The organism is Eubacterium sp. CAG:161, from assembly GCF_000432355.1.
Classification (GTDB): Bacteria; Bacillota; Clostridia; order Lachnospirales; family Lachnospiraceae; genus Eubacterium_G; species Eubacterium_G segne.
Genome location: NZ_HF991873.1, coordinates 184,521 through 202,589, shown reverse-complemented (window position 1 = coordinate 202,589; position 18,069 = coordinate 184,521). Strand labels below are relative to the sequence as shown.

14 protein-coding genes, 1 tRNA gene and 1 riboswitch are annotated in these 18,069 nt (G+C 34.7%); all 15 genes read right to left on the bottom strand.

Annotated elements, in window-relative coordinates:
• Positions 1-285, bottom strand: a 285-nt coding sequence (locus Q5O30_RS10090) for an ECF transporter S component (RefSeq protein WP_302674685.1), incomplete at its 3' end; no start/stop codon positions are given.
• 162 nt (positions 286-447) lie between these two features.
• Positions 448-586, bottom strand: a riboswitch (FMN riboswitch).
• Between the two features lie 54 nt (positions 587-640).
• Positions 641-1,969: an aspartate kinase gene (locus Q5O30_RS10085; RefSeq protein ID WP_021953628.1), complete on the bottom strand. Its 1,329-nt coding sequence runs from the start codon at positions 1,967-1,969 to the stop codon at positions 641-643.
• Positions 1,970-2,018: 49 nt separating this feature from the next.
• Positions 2,019-3,221 carry a cofactor-independent phosphoglycerate mutase gene (locus tag Q5O30_RS10080; RefSeq protein WP_021953627.1) on the bottom strand — a complete coding sequence of 401 codons (1,203 nt, stop codon included), beginning with the start codon at positions 3,219-3,221 and terminating at the stop codon, positions 2,019-2,021.
• A 51-nt stretch (positions 3,222-3,272) separates the two neighbouring features.
• Positions 3,273-4,472 carry a homoserine dehydrogenase gene (locus tag Q5O30_RS10075; protein WP_021953626.1) on the bottom strand — a complete coding sequence of 400 codons (1,200 nt, stop codon included), beginning with the start codon at positions 4,470-4,472 and terminating at the stop codon, positions 3,273-3,275.
• 139 nt (positions 4,473-4,611) lie between these two features.
• Positions 4,612-5,730, bottom strand: a complete 1,119-nt coding sequence (gene prfB, locus Q5O30_RS10070; protein ID WP_021953625.1) for a peptide chain release factor 2 — start codon at positions 5,728-5,730, stop codon at positions 4,612-4,614.
• Positions 5,731-5,837: 107 nt separating this feature from the next.
• The gene (gene secA / locus Q5O30_RS10065) at positions 5,838-8,411 is read right to left on the bottom strand and encodes a preprotein translocase subunit SecA (RefSeq protein ID WP_021953624.1); all 2,574 of its coding nucleotides are present in this window, start codon (positions 8,409-8,411) and stop codon (positions 5,838-5,840) included.
• A 194-nt stretch (positions 8,412-8,605) separates the two neighbouring features.
• Positions 8,606-8,693, bottom strand: a tRNA-Ser gene (locus Q5O30_RS10060).
• Positions 8,694-8,784: 91 nt separating this feature from the next.
• Complete coding sequence (locus tag Q5O30_RS10055; RefSeq protein WP_021953623.1) at positions 8,785-9,501, bottom strand: 1-acyl-sn-glycerol-3-phosphate acyltransferase; 717 nt, start codon at positions 9,499-9,501, stop codon at positions 8,785-8,787.
• 25 nt (positions 9,502-9,526) lie between these two features.
• Positions 9,527-10,075: a Fe-S-containing hydro-lyase gene (locus Q5O30_RS10050; RefSeq protein WP_021953622.1), complete on the bottom strand. Its 549-nt coding sequence runs from the start codon at positions 10,073-10,075 to the stop codon at positions 9,527-9,529.
• 90 nt (positions 10,076-10,165) lie between these two features.
• Positions 10,166-11,008, bottom strand: coding sequence for a fumarate hydratase (locus Q5O30_RS10045; RefSeq protein WP_021953621.1), 843 nt, complete (start codon positions 11,006-11,008; stop codon positions 10,166-10,168).
• Positions 11,009-11,062: 54 nt separating this feature from the next.
• Entirely contained in the window at positions 11,063-13,591 is a 2,529-nt protein-coding gene (gyrA, locus tag Q5O30_RS10040) for a DNA gyrase subunit A (protein ID WP_021953620.1), read from the bottom strand.
• 13 nt (positions 13,592-13,604) lie between these two features.
• Positions 13,605-15,536, bottom strand: a complete 1,932-nt coding sequence (gene gyrB / locus Q5O30_RS10035; RefSeq protein ID WP_021953619.1) for a DNA topoisomerase (ATP-hydrolyzing) subunit B — start codon at positions 15,534-15,536, stop codon at positions 13,605-13,607.
• 29 nt (positions 15,537-15,565) lie between these two features.
• The gene (gene recF, locus Q5O30_RS10030) at positions 15,566-16,654 is read right to left on the bottom strand and encodes a DNA replication/repair protein RecF (protein ID WP_021953618.1); all 1,089 of its coding nucleotides are present in this window, start codon (positions 16,652-16,654) and stop codon (positions 15,566-15,568) included.
• A complete protein-coding gene (locus Q5O30_RS10025) occupies positions 16,654-16,857 on the bottom strand; it encodes an RNA-binding S4 domain-containing protein (protein WP_021953617.1) in 204 nt (67 codons plus the stop codon). The genes recF and Q5O30_RS10025 overlap by 1 nt, the downstream gene beginning before the upstream one ends.
• 17 nt (positions 16,858-16,874) lie before the next feature.
• On the bottom strand, positions 16,875-17,975 hold the full coding sequence (gene dnaN / locus Q5O30_RS10020; protein WP_021953616.1) for a DNA polymerase III subunit beta: 1,101 nt from the start codon (positions 17,973-17,975) through the stop codon (positions 16,875-16,877).
• Between the last annotated feature and the right edge of the window lie 94 nt (positions 17,976-18,069).

The following is an 18,069-nucleotide window of genomic DNA, read 5'->3' as shown; positions in this document are numbered from 1 at the left end:
TACTATGAAACAGCATCCTATACAGAAATTTGCGAAATCACCAACATATGCCGTAGATGTGCCTTTAATCATTATCTTAATGATAATTTTGACCGCTTCCATTATAACTCCTGCCACAGGGCCGGCAATAAAGGAGCCTATAAGTACAGGCACTTCGCTTAAGTCCATTTCATAAAATCCCGGTGCTATAAATGGTATTGGAAATTCCCATAACATAAGAACTCCTCCTAATGCTGCAAACACCGCCATTAATACAAGATTTTTTGTGTTGAATAATTCTTTCATAAATATAATCTCCTTTCTTTTTCTCAGGAAATTCTTCTTTTTAATTCTGCATTAGTTGATTATTTCTACTAATATCAGAAAAGCCTTGAGTATAACTCAGGGCTTAAAAATTTCATAACACAATAACATTTAGTACAAAATTGCGTACTAAAAATCATATTACTAAATCTTCTACCATCCAGACTATACTGTCGGTTATGGATTTTCACCATATCCTGACTTGAACCAAATCAAGTCCTGCGTAAAACGCTCGCGGACTGTAACCGCCGATCGGGAATTGCACCCTGCCCCGAAGAATTTTCTGTATTAAATTATTCAATAGTTATGATAATACTATGTTATTTTTTTGTCAATGTTATTTTTTTACTTTAATAAATGCGTTATAAATTGCACGCATTGCAACCTCAAAATCCTGATCATCAACACCGATTATTATATTAAGTTCCGATGAACCCTGATCAATCATTTTGGTATTTACACGGGCTTCAGCTAATGCTGTAAATAATATTGCTGCTGTTCCCCTGGCACTCTTCATTCCACGACCTACAACTGCAATAAGAGCCAGATCATTTTCTATAAACAACTGATCGGGATGAACTCTTGAACGGATTTCATCTAAAATAGTTGTCTCTTTTCCTGTTAGGGCATCTGTCTGAATAACCACACTCATGGTATCTACACCTGATGGCATATGTTCAAAGCTTACATTGCTCTTTTCAAGGGCACGAAGTACGTTTCTTCCAAATCCCACTTCGCTATTCATCTTATCCTTTTCAATATTGATTACGGACATTCCCTTCTTTCCTGCAATACCTGTAATAATATGCTCACAAGGCTCTGCCGTTTCAGATACAATCATTGTTCCCTTATCCTGTGGGCAGTTGGTGTTCTTAATATTTACAGGTATACCTGCTGCACGTACAGGGAAAATTGCATCTTCATGTAATACAGTAGCACCCATGTATGCCAATTCTCTAAGTTCAGCATAGGTTATTGTGTTAATAGGTTCCGGATTATTAATGATTCTAGGATCACAAATAAGGAATCCACTAACATCTGTCCAGTTTTCATATATCTTAGCAGAAGCTGCTCTTGCAACAATTGAACCTGTTACATCTGAGCCACCTCTTGAAAATGTCTTTATGGTACCATTAGGCATTGAGCCATAAAATCCCGGTATAACTGCATATTCTGTTGAAGCAAGCTTTGGCACAAGCTTTTCAGCTGTTTTTTCCCAGTCAAAACTTCCTGACTCATCAAAGAACACATATTTTGCAGCATCTATGAAATCAAAATCAAGATATTTTGCCAAAACCATGCTGTTTAAATATTCTCCACGGCTTGCAGCGTAATCCCTACCTGCCATATGAGAAAAAGCACCTTTAATTGCCTCGAATTCTTTCTCTAAGGAGAAATCTTCTATACCTAACTCACTTATAATTCCGTTAAATCTGTCTTTTATTGCCTGAAATTCTTCATCAAAGTTTTCACCTTCTGATGCCAACTCATAGCATTTATACAACATATCTGTTACTTTTATATCTTCAACAAAACGTTTTCCTGGTGCAGATGCTACAACAAAGCGTCTGGTAGGGTCTGCAAGAATGATATCTGCTACCTTCTTAAACTGCTTTGCATCAGCTAATGAGCTTCCACCAAATTTAACAACTTTTGTTTCTTTCATGATTTTTGTTTCCCTTCGCTTATATATTTTAGTATATGAATTTTTATTATTATTTTGACAAAAGATAATCCATCATTTCATAACCATTTGCCATAAAAAGTCCGCTTTCTTTTCCACACTTTTCATTGTAGTCATGCTTTTCATCCTTTAAATCCGTGCTATCATAAAGCATATATGGAACCGGATCACTTGTATGGGTTCTAACGCAAATAGGTGTAGGATGATCAGGCATAACTAACAATCTGTAATCCTCTCCTGACTTATCCATAGCTTCAGTTATAACCTTAATCACCCTTTTATCAAGATTTTCAATAGCCTTTACTTTTCTTTCAACGCTACCCTGATGTCCCATTTCATCCGGTGCTTCTACGTGAACATATGCCAAATCATAGCCTTCATTTAAAAGTACATCTACTGCTGCTGAAGCCTTTCCCTCATAGTTAGTTTCAAGTCCTCCTGTGGCACCTTCAACTTCTATAACTTTCATGCCTGCACCAACAGCAATTCCCTTTAACAAATCCACTGCTGATATCATAGCTCCTTTTTTATTGTTCTTTTCTTCAAAAGAAGTTACACAAGGTCTTGTTCCTGCTCCCCAAAACCATAATGAGTTAGCAGGGTTAAGTCCTTTCTTCATTCTATCAATATTTATTGGATGATTAGCTAAAATATCATAGCTCTTCTTCTGCATTTCCCTTAAAACTTTGTCTTTTGGTAAATACTGACCAATTTTTTGTCCTAAAACATCATGAGGTGGTGTTAAGTCAACTACCTCTCCATTATCCCATATTGTGAGATGTCTGTAACTTGTTCCCACATAAAATTTATAAGTATCCGTTTCAAGTTCTTTTCTAACAGCCTCTAACAAAACAGCTGCATCTTCTGTGCTTATTTCACTGGCACTGTGATCTATTATAGTCTTTTCTTCGTATGGCAGGTCGTCTGTGGAAACTGTAACAATATTGCATCTTAAAGCAACATCCGTAGTTTTCATATCAACACCTATACTTAATGCTTCAAGCGGTGAACGCCCTGTGTAATACTTTTTAGGGTCATATCCTAATACTGAAAGGTTCGCGGTATCACTCCCCGGTTTCATCCCCTTAGGTATGGTATGTACCAATCCCACCTCTGATACCTTTGACAATCTGTCCATGGTAGGTGTGTCAGCATACTCTAATGGTGTTTTGTTTCCCAACTCTTCAATAGGCTTGTCAGCCATCCCATCTCCTAATACAACTATATACTTCATCGCTTCTCCTCACATATAGAATAAGTCTATTATATTTATGATTTATAGGTCTTATCCCTCAATTCTTATTCTTGAGATAATGCCTAATTTATCTGCCTTTTCACTAAACTTTTCTTCGCTTATTTTCTCCGTAATAAAGCCTGTTTCTCCTGATATTCCCGCATCAACGTACTCTACATTTCCAAATATGCTTTCAATATCCTTTTTATCTGCCTTTGTTCTTACAAAGAAATGTTTCTTTGATTTAGAAAAATCTTCTAATTCCAATTTTTCCTCATCCCACATAACTGTTGTTGACACATTTAAGTGTCTTACAGCGTCTACCACATCAGATACAACTGCGCTGGCTGTAGGGAGTTTTCCTGCTCCGCTTCCAATAAACACTAAATCTCCAACCATGTTTCCACGTACCAATATACCATTTACAACACCATTAACATTGTAAAGAGGATGCTCCTGGGATAATAACCTAGGTGCCACTGAAGCTACGACACCATCATCTTCATTCTTGCATTTTCCAAGAAGCTTTATTGATTTGTTCATTGTTTTTGCATATTTAAAGTCTATATCTGTTATATTTGAAATTCCCTCTGTGTAAATTTCTTCAAAATCAACAGTCTTACCTTTAGCTAATGATGCTAAAATAGCAATTTTTCTTACAGCATCAAAACCTTCTATATCTGCCTCAGGATTTCTTTCAGCATATCCTAAATCCTGTGCCTGTTTAAGTGTACTTGCAAAATCTGCTCCTTCTTTATCCATCTTTGTAAGGATATAGTTAGTTGTTCCATTTAATATTCCTGTTATTTCGCAGATTTTGTCAGCTGTAATGTGCATGTTAATCGGTCTGATAATAGGGATTCCGCCACCTACAGATGCCTCAAAAAGGAAATTTCTGTTATGGCTCTTTGCAATTCTTATTAATTCAGCTCCATGCTTTGCCACCAGTTCCTTATTTGATGTACATACACTCTTTCCTGCGTCAAGGGCTGCCTTTACAAAATCATATGCCGGCTTTAATCCACCCATTACTTCGATTACGATTTCAACCTCAGGGTCTTCTAAAATAATATTATAATCATGAACTAAAACATTTTCACAAGGGTCTCCCGGAAAATCTCTTAAGTCTAATACATATTTTACTTCAATTTCTTCACCTGCATTTGCAGCAATTAAATCTTTATTTTCTCTAATAATTTCAAAAACTCCGGAACCTACTGTTCCATATCCTAAGATTGCAACTTTAATCATATTTACTCCTCGCTTGTCATTATAATTTTGGATGTTTGCAACTGCAGATGTTGCCACGTGCCATAACTACAGGATTCTAAAGAAACTTTAGTAATCACACACTCGTAGATTTTAGCACGGATATAAACAATTATCAATATTATTGTTTATCTTTGTCTATATTAAGCCATTTTAAATAAGAATTTATGAATGGATCAATGTATCCGTCCATTACCTTACCTACATCTGTAACTTCTTCGCCGGTTCTATGATCTTTTACCATAGTATAAGGTTGCATTACATAGGAGCGGATTTGATTTCCCCATCCTATTTCTTTAACTTCGCCTCTTATGCCTGAGCGCTTTTCCTCTTCTTCCTGCTTTTTAAGTATATATAGTTTTGCCTTTAACATTTTCATTGCCTTGTCTTTATTTTGAAGCTGGGAACGTTCATTCTGACACTGTACAACTATTCCTGTTGGAAGGTGGGTTATTCTTATTGCCGATGATGTTTTATTAATATGCTGTCCTCCTGCTCCGCTTGAACGATATGTATCAATTCTTATATCGTCATCATTTATTTCCACATCCAGATCTTCTTCAATATCAGGCATTACATCACAGGAAGCAAAAGATGTCTGTCTTTTTCCTGCTGCATTAAAAGGCGAAATCCTAACCAGTCTGTGTACTCCTTTTTCTGATTTTAAATAACCAAAAGCATTTTCACCTTTTACCTGAAAGGTTATTGATTTTATGCCGGCTTCATCTCCATCTAAATAATCAATAACTTCTGTCTCAAAGCCCTTGCTCTCCGCCCATCTGGTGTACATTCTATAAAGCATTCCTGCCCAGTCGCAGGATTCCGTGCCACCTGCACCTGCGTTAATTTTTAATATTGCATCGTATTTGTCATACTCTCCTGAAAGCAGGGTCTGAATCTTCACTTTTTCAAAATTTTCAATAAAATCTTTTAATTCATTTTCAACTTCATCTACTATACTTAAATCTTCCTCTTCTTCCCCCATTTCAATTAAAACTCCTATTTCGTTATACTGCTCCACAAGACCATTAATTGTATCAAGGCTGTTTTTTAACTGCTTCATTTCTTTTGTAAGTTTTTGGGATTTTTCCACATCCTCCCAAAAATCCTGTTCCTCCATTGAAGCCTCTATTTCTTCTAACCGTTCTTTTTTTACCTCAATGTTAAAGGATGCCTCTAATTCCTTAACACTGTCTTTATACTGGTTCCACTGATATTTATACTGATCTAATTCAACCACGAAAACTCCTTAACTTCACCGCCCATATTTAAGGCTGATTAATTACATTGATATAATATTGCAAAAGACGGGCATTGCCCGTCTCTTTTACAATAAATCATAGATTTCTATGCTTTTCTTCCGCAACAGTTCTTATATTTCTTTCCACTTCCACAAGGGCAAGGATCATTAGGATATATCTTTGCTTCTGCTCTCTGCTTTGGTTTCTTAACGCCTCCGTTGTCATCCTTGTTAGTTCCTGTAACTTCAGCAACCTCTTCACGTTCAACTTTCTGTTCAACCTGAATATGATATAAGGTTTTAACAGTATCTATCTTGATATTGTCAATCATTATATTAAACATTTCAAAGCCCTGTATCTTGTACTCTACAGCCGGATCTCTCTGTCCGTATGCCATAAGACCGATACCTTGTTTTAACTGTTCTAAGTCATCTAAGTGATCCATCCACTTTCTGTCAATAACCTTAAGAAGAACAATTCTTTCTAATTCTCTGATATGCTCAGGTTCAGGGAACTCAGCTTCCTTCATTTCATATAATTTAACGGCTTCTTCCTTTAACATCTGCTTAAATTCTGATTTTGATAACTTTTCAATATCTGCTTCAGTAAGGTTAAGCTTAAACGGAATGATTTCCAGCATTGACTGTGAAAGTCCTGCCATGTCCCAATCCTTTGGTGCCTGATCATCTCTAATAAACATATCAACCTGAGATTCAATAATATCATAAATCATCTTTATGATGGCATCTCTCATGTTTTCACCATTTAACACTCTTGCTCTTTCTGCGTAAATGATTTCTCTCTGATCGTTATTAACCTTATCGTATTCCATAAGATTCTTTCTAATACCAAAGTTGTTTCCTTCAATCTTCTTCTGTGCTTTTTCAATTGTCTTCGTAAGAGCCTTGTGATGTAACTCTTCATCTTCAGGAACTCCCAATGCATTAAACACTGACATAAGTTTCTCAGATGCAAACAATCTCATAATATCATCTTCAAGAGAAATGAAGAATTTAGACTCACCTACATCTCCCTGACGACCGGAACGTCCACGTAACTGATTATCGATACGACGTGATTCATGTCTTTCTGTTCCTACTATCTTAAGTCCACCGGCAGCTCTTGCATCATCATCAAGTTTAATATCGGTACCACGACCTGCCATGTTAGTGGCAATAGTTACAGCTCCATGCTGTCCTGCCTGAGCAACAATTTCAGCCTCTAACTCATGATATTTAGCATTCAATACTTTATGAGGTATTCCTCTTTTCTTAAGTAATGAACTGATTTCTTCTGATGAATCAATATTAATGGTACCAACCAAAACAGGCTGTCCCTTCTTATATGATTCCTCTATTTCATTTATAACTGCATGTAATTTCCCACGTTTTGTTTTAAATACAGCATCTTCATGGTCAATTCTTGCAATCGGCCTGTTAGTTGGAATTTCAACTACGTCCATGCTGTAAATATCTCTAAATTCCTTTTCTTCAGTAAGGGCAGTACCTGTCATACCTGCCTTCTTTTCATACTTGTTAAAGAAGTTCTGGAAGGTGATAGTTGCAAGAGTCTTGCTTTCTCTGTTTACCTTTACATGTTCCTTTGCTTCAATTGCCTGATGAAGTCCGTCGGAATATCTTCTACCCGGCATAATACGTCCTGTAAATTCATCAACGATTAAAACTTCGTCATCCTTTACTACATAATCCTGATCTCTATGCATAAGATTATGAGCTCTAAGGGCAAGTATTACGTTATGCTGAAGTTCAAGGTTTTCAGCATCTGCATAGTTGTCAATATGGAAGAACTTTTCAACCTTTGCAATACCGTCTGCAGTAAGGGTAACTATCTTGTCCTTCTCATTTACGAGGAAATCACCATCTTCTTCAATATCAACTCCCATAATGGCATCCATCTTGCTAAGTTCAGGATTAGCTGTTCCTCTTTCCATCTGTCTTGCAAGAATATCACACATTTCATATAACTTAGTTGATTTGCCACTTTGTCCTGAAATAATAAGAGGTGTTCTTGCCTCATCAATAAGAACAGAGTCAACCTCATCGATAATACAGTATGAAAGACCACGCTGTACCAACTGTTCCTTATATACAACCATGTTATCTCTAAGATAATCAAAGCCTAATTCATTGTTAGTAATATATGTTATATCGCACTCATATGCCGCCTTCTTAGCATCATGATCCATATCTGCTAATACGCAACCTACCGTAAGTCCTAAAAATCTGTGAACCTGACCCATCCATTCAGCATCTCGGGTTGCCAGATATTCGTTTACTGTAACAATATGAACGCCTTTTCCTGTAAGTGCATTAAGGTATGCCGGAAGTAAGCAGGTCTGTGTTTTTCCTTCACCTGTCTTCATTTCAGCAATACGTCCTTCATGGAGAATAATACCACCTAAAATCTGGCAAGGATAATGTTCTGTTCCAAGAGTTCTTTTAGTTGCTTCACGAACTAATGCATATGCCTCCGGAAGTATGTCATCTAAAGTTTCTCCTGCACTAAGTCTTTCCTTAAATTCAGAAGTCTTTGCTCTCATTTCCTCATCGCTTAACTTCTGCATCTCCGGTCTCAATTCCAATATTTTATTTAATGTTGGCTTATGTCTTTTTAATTCACGCTCGCTATACGTTCCTATTATTTTGCTAAGTACGCCCATAATAATCTCCTCTACTTTTTTACCGATATATTCGGCACACTAGTGAATATATTACCATTTTAATATGTTTAATTCAATATGTCATATTTTATTTTATTGTAAACATTGTAAAATATCTGTTAAATTTCCATCTCACGGACAGTTTTAATCAATAATTTTTCCAGCAGATTTTATGGGCAAATATGCCCTGTTAACGGAGAAGGAGGGATTTGAACCCTCGCGCCGCGCAAACGACCTACACCCTTAGCAGGGGCGCCTCTTCAGCCACTTGAGTACTTCTCCATGCCTGAATATAATACATATTCAATTACACTTTTACAATGCATTAGTTATTATAATATAGTAAGTTTTATTTGTCAAATACATTTTTTCATTATGATAGCTTTTCTTCTATTGTCTTAACTATCATTGATTTAACAAGCTCTGCTATCTCCGTTGTTTTCATATCTTTATAGTCTTCATAATATAAAGGCTTTAAATAGTGTATCTGAACTTTAACTGTTTTAGTATCCTTTATATCAAATGGTTTAAAAGAATCTATTAATGCCACCGGAACTATTGGTGCTTTTGCTTTGTACGCACTTTTAAATGATCCCCCTTTAAAGTTTCCCGGTACGTTTCCATTTTTACTTCTGGTACCTTCAGGAAATATTATATAATTACGCCCCTGCTTAATTCCCTCTGTCATTTCTTTTATAATTTGCATTCCCTGTCTTGGGTCACCTCTATCTATTGCTTTTGCATCTAATGCCTTTATTGTTTGTTTAAGTAATGGAACATTTGCTAAATCATTTCGTATTACAAATGACGTAGGATTTTTATGAGTGTCACAAATTAACAGCACATCAAACAATCCCTGATGATTTGGCGTAAGTATATAACCATTTTCATTAGGAATATTTTCAAGTCCTGAACACTCAATTTCCACGTGGGCATATCTGTTTACCTTTTTACACACGTTTCTTACTATATTATATCTTTCTTCTATTGTATATTTATTTTCATTTCCTGCTTTTCCTATTTCGTGAAATAACCATGGAACTTTATAGAATCTCCTTGTAAAAAGATAAGCTATTCTATTCATTTTCATTATATTATTACCTCTTAGATATGTTTTATTCCTTATATTTTTCTATAGCTGTTTCATATAAGTTGTTTCCTTCGCTGTCAATTACAACTATTACAGGAAAATCTTCTACATATAATTTTCTAATAGCTTCTGTTCCTAAATCATCATATGCTATTACTTCACTTTTCTTTATGCATTTTGATAATATTGCTCCGGCTCCTCCTATAGCAGCAAAATATACACTTCCATTTCTTACTATGGCGTCTCTGACTGCCTGAGATCTTTTTCCTTTTCCTATCATTCCCTTTAATCCTAAATCTAACAGTTTTGGAGCATATTTATCCATTCTGCTGGCAGTAGTCGGTCCTGCTGAACCTATTGGTCTGCCTTCCCTGGCAGGGGATGGTCCCATATAGTATATTATATTGTTAGCCATTTCTATTGGTAATTGCTGATTTTTTTCTAATGCCTCATACATCCTTTTATGGGCAGCATCTCTTGCAGTGTATATTGTTCCTGTTATATAAACATAATCTCCTGCTCTTAATGAATTTGCATCTTCATTGCTTATTGGAGCCTGTATTTTCTTATCCATATTATCTCCTTATATCTATATATTGTGATTTGTTATTAGTTTCTTCCTATTATAATGTGTAATTACATTATTCTATATATTGTGCTTTTGTTATAATGTTCTTGATACATGTCTGTTTACATGACAACATATATTTACTGCTACAGGAAGACCTGCAATATGGGTAGGATAGGTTTCCACATTAACTGCCAAAGCTGTCTGGGTACCACCTAATCCTCCCGGTCCTATTCCTAATTTATTTATTTTTTCTAACAATTCTTCCTCCATATCCTTTACATATGGTATGTGGGAAGATGAATCTGCAGGACGTGCTAATGCTTTTTTGGCTAAAATAGCACATTTTTCAAATGTTCCACCTATTCCTACACCTACAACCATAGGAGGGCAGGCGTTCGGTCCTGCATCCTTTACAGCTGTAATTACAGCATCCTTTACACCTTCTATTCCATCAGCAGGTTTTAACATAAACACACGGCTCATGTTTTCACTTCCAAATCCCTTTGGTGCCAATGTTATTTTTATATTTTCTCCGGGAACAATGCTGTAATGTATTACTGCCGGTGTATTATCTTTAGTATTTTCTCTTATTATAGGGTCGCTTACTACTGATTTTCTTAAATACCCATCTACATAGCCTCGTCTTACACCTTCATTTATGGCATCTTCTAAATTTTCACCTTCTATATGTACATCCTGTCCTATTTCCATAAAAACCACAGCCATTCCCGTATCCTGACATATAGGTATCATATCCTCTGCAGCTATTTTCAGATTTTCATCTAACTGTTCTAAAATCTGACTTCCAAGAGGCGATTTTTCATTTTTTCGTGCATTATTAAATACATTTAACATATCCGGTGCAAGATAATGATTTGCTTCTATACACATTTCTTTTATATTATTGATTATTTCATCAGTATTTATAATTCTCATATATATTCCTCTCTTTTTAACGCATTAAAGGCGACTTATTTCAGCCGCCTTTTTTTAATAATTTTCAGAATCTTCTTCTGTCTGTTCACTTTCTTCTGATTCTTCGAGCATTGCTGCCTGTGCGTCAGCTTCAGTTACACTTTCTTTTACCTTTGTAATGCTTGCTACAACAATATCATTGTCATTTCCCGTATTCATAAGTTTTACTCCTAATGTAACCCTTCCAAGTATGGAAATATCGTCAACAAACATTCTTATGATAATACCTTCATTGGTAATCATCATAATTTCATTTCCGTTATTTACTGCTTTTGCACCTATTACCTCACCGGTTTTTTCGGTAATCTTATAGCATTTTACACCTTTTCCGCCACGGTTTTGAAGTTTAAAATCACTAAACGGTGTACGTTTACCCATTCCGTTTGCAGATACAATTAATATACATTCGCCCTGCGATTCAAGCTGCATAGATATAACTTCATCGCCTAAATTTAATTCTATGCCTCTTACACCCATTGCAGAACGTCCTGTTTCACGGACATCTGTTTCACGGAATTTTATCCCCTGACCATTCTTAGTTATTAACATAATATTGTCAGAATTATCAGATATCATCACATCTATTAACTCATCATCTTCTCTTAGTGTAATTGCCTGAATTCCGCTCTTTCTAATATTGGTATATGCGCTTACAGGTGTCTTTTTAACAATACCATTTTTTGTTGCCATTATAAGGTACTTGTCCTCTTCAAATTCACGCATCTGAACCATAGCCGATATTTTTTCTCCAGGCTGTAGCTGTAAAAGATTGACAATTGCCATTCCTCTTGCAGTTCTTCCTGCTTCAGGTATTTCGTAGCATTTAAGCTTGTAAATACGTCCTGTATTGGTAAGGAATAATATATAATCATGGGTTGAAACCATAAACATATCTTTCATGAAATCATTGTCTATAGTCTGCATTCCCTTTATACCTTTTCCACCACGGTTCTGTGACTTAAAGTTATCTACAGTCATTCTCTTTATATAACCTAAGTTAGTCATGGCTACTACTGTATCTTCTTCCGGAATTAAGTCTTCATCAGATAAATCTCCCACATTAATTCCTATTTTTGTTCTTCTTTCATCACCAAATTTATCTCTTACAATTTCCATTTCTTCTTTTATTACTGTAAGAAGCTTGTTTTCATCTGCAAGAATAGATTTTAAATAATCAATCTTTGCCATTAATTCAGCATATTCTGCTTCAAGGTCTTCTCTTGCCAAACCTGTCAACTGGCGAAGTCTCATATCCACAATAGCCTGTGACTGTGCATCTGAAAGACCAAATCTTTCAATTAAGTTATTTTTAGCATCAGCAGTTGTTCTTGAACCTCTGATTATTTTTATTACTTCATCAATATTATCAAGGGCAATTAATAAACCTTTAATAATGTGTGCTCTTTCTTCTGCCTTGTTTAATTCAAACTTTGTTCTTCTTGTTACAACATCCTTCTGATGATTTAAATATTCGTCTAACATTTGAAGAAGATTTAATACTTTTGGCTCTCCATTAACTAGCGCTAACATAATTACACCAAAAGAATCCTGTAACTGTGTATGTTTATAAAGCTGATTTAAAATAACATTGGCATTGGCATCACGTCTAACTTCAATTACAACACGTGTACCGTCCTGGTCGGACTCATCTCTTAAATCTGTTATTCCATCAACTTTCTTTTCTTTTACAAGACTTGCAATTTTTTCTACTAATTTTGCTTTATTAACCATGTATGGAAGTTCAGTTACAATTATTCTGCTTTTTCCATTGTCCATAGTTTCAATCTCAGAAACTGCACGTGTTTTTATTTTTCCACGGCCTGTTCTGTAAGCCTGCTCAATATCTTTTCTACCTAAGATTGTAGCACCTGTAGGAAAATCAGGTCCCTTAATAATTTCCATAATTTCTTCTATGGTTGTGTCTCTGTTTTCCTGTACTTTATTGTCAATTATTTTTACAATTGCATTTATTGTTTCTGTTAAGTTATGTGGTGGTATGTTTGTAGCCATACCTACGGCAATACCGCTGGTTCCGTTTACTAAAAGATTAGGATATCTTGATGGAAGAACTGATGGTTCTTTTTCTGTTTCATCAAAGTTTGGCGTAAATTCCACAGTATCCTTGTTAATGTCTGCAACCATTTCCATAGATATTTTGCTAAGACGTGCTTCAGTGTAACGCATTGCGGCAGCACCGTCGCCATCTTCTGAACCAAAGTTTCCGTGACCGTCAACTAAAGGATATCTTATATTCCATTCCTGAGCCATATTAACTAAGGCACCGTAAATAGAACTGTCACCATGTGGATGGAATTTACCCATGGTATCACCAACAATACGGGCACATTTTCTGTGTGGCTTATCCGGTCCGTTATTAAGTTCAACCATTGAGTAAAGCACTCTACGCTGAACCGGCTTTAAACCGTCTCTTACATCAGGTAATGCTCTTGATGCAATTACGCTCATGGCATAATCTATATAAGAGGTTTCCATAGTTTCTTTTAAGTCTACTTCATGAATTTTGTCAAATATCTTATCGTCCACTTATATTTTCCTCCTATATATCTAAGTTTTTAACAAATTTAGCATTTGCCTCAATAAATTCTCTTCTTGGCTCTACATCATCACCCATAAGAGTTGTAAATGTCTGATCCATTTCTGATAATTTTTCTTCGTCTATTTTTACCTGCTTTAAAATTCTGGTATTAGGATCCATTGTTGTTTCCCATAACTGGCTTGCATCCATTTCTCCTAAACCTTTGTAACGCTGAATTTTATTCTGATTATCACGACCGATTTCAGTAAGTATTTTATTTAACTCTTCATCACTGTACGCATAGTAATTCTTCTTATTTCTTGTAACCTGATAAAGTGGTGGCATTGCAAGGTATACATGGCCGTCCTTAATTAACTCAGGCATGAATCTGTAGAAGAATGTAAGCATAAGTGTATCAATGTGAGCACCATCTACATCGGCATCAGTCATAATAATAATCTTGTTGTATCTAAGTTTTGTTATGTCAAAATCTTCCTGTATTCCTGTACCAAAAGCTGTAATCATTGTTCTGATTTCCGCATTGTCCATAATCTTATCAATACGGGCTTTTTCCACATTAAGAATCTTACCTCTAAGTGGAAGTATAGCCTGAGTTGCTCTTGTTCTTGCCTTTTTAGCTGAGCCGCCGGCTGAATCTCCCTCCACTATGAATATTTCACAGTTTTCAGGATTCTTATCTGAACAGTCTGCAAGTTTTCCCGGAAGAGCAGCCACTGATAATGCAGTTTTTCTTGTTGCTTCTCTTGCTTTTCTTGCAGCATCTCTTGCTCTCTTTGCCAAAGCAGCCTTTTCGCATATCATTTTTGCAATAGTTGGATTCTGTTCAAGATAATAAGTTAACTGTTCACTCATTACACCTTCAACTGCAGCTCTTGCCTCACTGTTTCCAAGTTTCTGTTTTGTCTGACCTTCAAACTGCGGGTCTTCAATTTTTACACTAATAATAGCTGTAAGACCTTCTCTAAAGTCATCACCTGAAAGATTTTCTTCATTTTCTTTTAAAATCTTATTCTGTTTTGCATAGTTGTTAAATGTTTTTGTAATTGCTCTCTTAAATCCTTCAACCTGTGTACCACCTTCAGGTGTATTAATATTGTTTACAAAGCTTAAAGAATTTTCTGTATATGCATCATTATGCTGCATTGCAACTTCAACGTAAACATTATTTACCGTTCCTTCACAATAAATAACATCATCATATAAAGGTGTTTTTCCTTTGTTTAGGTATGTTACAAATTCCTTTATTCCACCTTCATAATGGAAAGTTTTCTCTATTTCATCTTCTTCTCTTATATCTCTTAAAACAATTCTTAAATTTTTAGTAAGGAAAGCCGTTTCCCTAAGTCTTATTTCAAGAGTTTTATAATCATATAGTGTTTCCTCAAATATTGAATCATCAGGAAGGAATGTTACTTCTGTTCCTGTAAAATTTTCGTCACAATCTCCTATGATTTTTAATGGTTCAACTACCTTACCATATTCATAACGCTGATAATGAACTTTACCATTTCTGCAAACCTTAACTTCAAGCCATTTTGATAATGCATTTACAACTGACGCACCTACTCCGTGAAGACCACCGGATACCTTGTATCCTCCTCCACCAAACTTACCTCCGGCATGTAAAACAGTAAATACAACTTCAACAGCCGGTTTACCTGTCTTTGTATTAATATCCGTAGGTATTCCTCTACCATCATCTCTTACCGTAATTGAATTGTCCTTATTAATCTGGACATCAATAGTATCACAGTAACCTGCCAAAGCTTCATCTACAGCATTATCCACTATTTCATAAACTAAGTGATGTAATCCTCTTGAAGATGTTGAACCGATATACATACCAGGTCTTTTTCTAACTGCCTCAAGTCCCTCTAAAACCTGAATCTGATCAGCTCCATATTCATTTTCAACGTTTGTGTTGTTACCCATTAGTAACTCCTTTCCGTTTAACTATTTTTTTAAACCATTTTTTCAGATACGGTACCTTCCGTAACCTGAAAAACCTTATTAATTTTGAATCTGTTCTCTATAAATTCATCAAGTCCCGTGCATGTAATAATAGTCTGAATATTATCAAGGCTTTTAAGAAGATGATTTTGTCTTTTTGAATCTAATTCTGATAAAACATCATCTAAAAGCAACACAGGTGTATCATTTATCAATGATTTTACTAACTCTATCTCCGCTAATTTAAGTGATAGGGCTATTGTTCTTTTTTGTCCCTGACTTCCGTAAGTTCTAATATTTTTTCCTCTGTTAAAAAACAAGACATCATCTCTGTGTGGGCCAACGGAAGTGTTTTTATACTTTATGTCTTTTTCTCTATTTGTCACTATTTTCTCATATAAATCATCTGTTTCACAATTTTTTTCATATATAATTTCTATATCTTCCTGATTATCCGTCAGTTCATTGTGAATGGGTATAAGAATATTACTTATTTCTTTTATAAATTCTTCTCTTCTTTTTATAATTTCGCCACCATATTTTGCTAACTGCATATCCCAGACATCTAAGGTCTGCTTTAATTCCGGTTTGAAATATAAATCTTTAAGAAGTTGATTTCTCTGGCTTAAAACTTTGTTGTAATTTACAAGATTATACACATATATCTTGTCTAACTGACAAAGCTCCATATCTATAAACTTTCTTCTTTCAGAAGGACCATTTTTTATGATATTTAAATCTTCAGGTGAAAAAATAATTACATTAAAAACGCCAAATAGCTCACTTGCCTTTTTTATGGGAATACCATTTACGGCAATTCCCTTTGACTTATTTTTTCTTAAATGAATATCTATCCGCTGTTCTCTTCCATTTTTGTTAATGTGAAGTTTTATGTGACCTTCATCACTGTCAAAATTAATTAACTCAAAATCCTTGTTGCTTCTATGAGATTTTGTTGTGCTACACATATATATAGCTTCTAGTATATTCGTCTTTCCCTGAGCATTGTTACCATATAAAATATTTGTCTGCTTATCTAAATCCAGCTCTAATAATTTATAATTTCTAAAATTACTTAGTTCTAATTTTGTAACTATCATTATTTTACTGTAACCAATGTTCCTTCAAATTCAAAATTGTCACCGGAGTAAAGCTTCTTTCCTCTTCTGGTATCCACCTCTCCATTAACCTTAACCTGTCCATCCTGAATTACAAACTTTGCATCAACTCCTGAACCTACAAGACCTGCAAGTTTAAGAGCCTGTCCTAATTTTATATATTCATCCTTAATAGTTATTTCCATTTTAATCTTCCTTTCCGCTACTGTACAACAGGAAGCACGATATAAATGTAGCTGTTTTCCTCATCTCTAATAAAGCATGGTGCTTTAGGATTAGTAAAGAATATGCTTACCTGTTCCTGGTCTAAAACCTTCAATATATCTATAAGGAATTTAGGATTAAAACTAATCATTATATCTGAACCTTCTTTAGATATAGGAATACTTTCATCCATGGAACCTATAAATGTATTAATGGATAATTCCATTTCAGTATCTTTAATTGTTAAAAATACCGGTTTCTTGTCACCTTCTTTTATAAGAAGTGTGGCTCTGTCAATACAGTCAGCCATTTCTTTTTTATTTATGGTGATCTTTGTTTTATAATCGTTACTAATCATTTTATCAGTGTCAAAATAATTAGTTGCCTCTATTAATCTTGAAACTACAATTGTATCATCAAACTCAAACAAAATATGGTTATTTGTGAAGTATATATTAACATCATCATCAACTCCACCGTTTAATATTTTACTAATTTCGTTTAATGATTTTCCCGGAACTAAAACCTTAAAATCACCGTACTCTTCTTTTAACTCAATATTTCTAATGGCAATACGGAATTTATCAAGAGCTACAACTTTTAATTTATTTCCATGAACTTCAAATAACTCACCTGTAAGGAGTTTATTTTTTTCAGCATCATTTATAGCAAAAATTGTCTGTCTGATTACTTCTTTAAGAGAAAACTGTGAAATTGTGATTTTGTTATTCTTTTCAATAACAGGAAGATACGAAAAATCCTCTGCAGATTTTACAAGAATATTAAATTTAGCATTTTCACAGGTTATATTAGCCTTTATTTCATCATTTACTTCTATTAATACATCATTATCAGGAAGCTTTCTTACAATTTCTGAAAAAATCTTTGCATCAATAGCAATACTTCCTGCTTCAATAATTTCTCCTAATACCTTTGTTTCAATACCAAGCTCCATATCGTTGGCTGTCATTTTAATTTCACCTTCAGTAGCATCAATCAAAATACATTCTAATATAGACATGGTTGTTTTAGATGATACGGCTTTCATTACAATATTAATACCTGATATCAAATCTGATTTTTTACAAACTAACTTCATAAGTACTCTCCTTCATTTAGAAAATTTAGCTATAAATATATAAATAATATTTTAATAATAATAATAAGCTGTGTTAATATGTTAAAAACTTTAG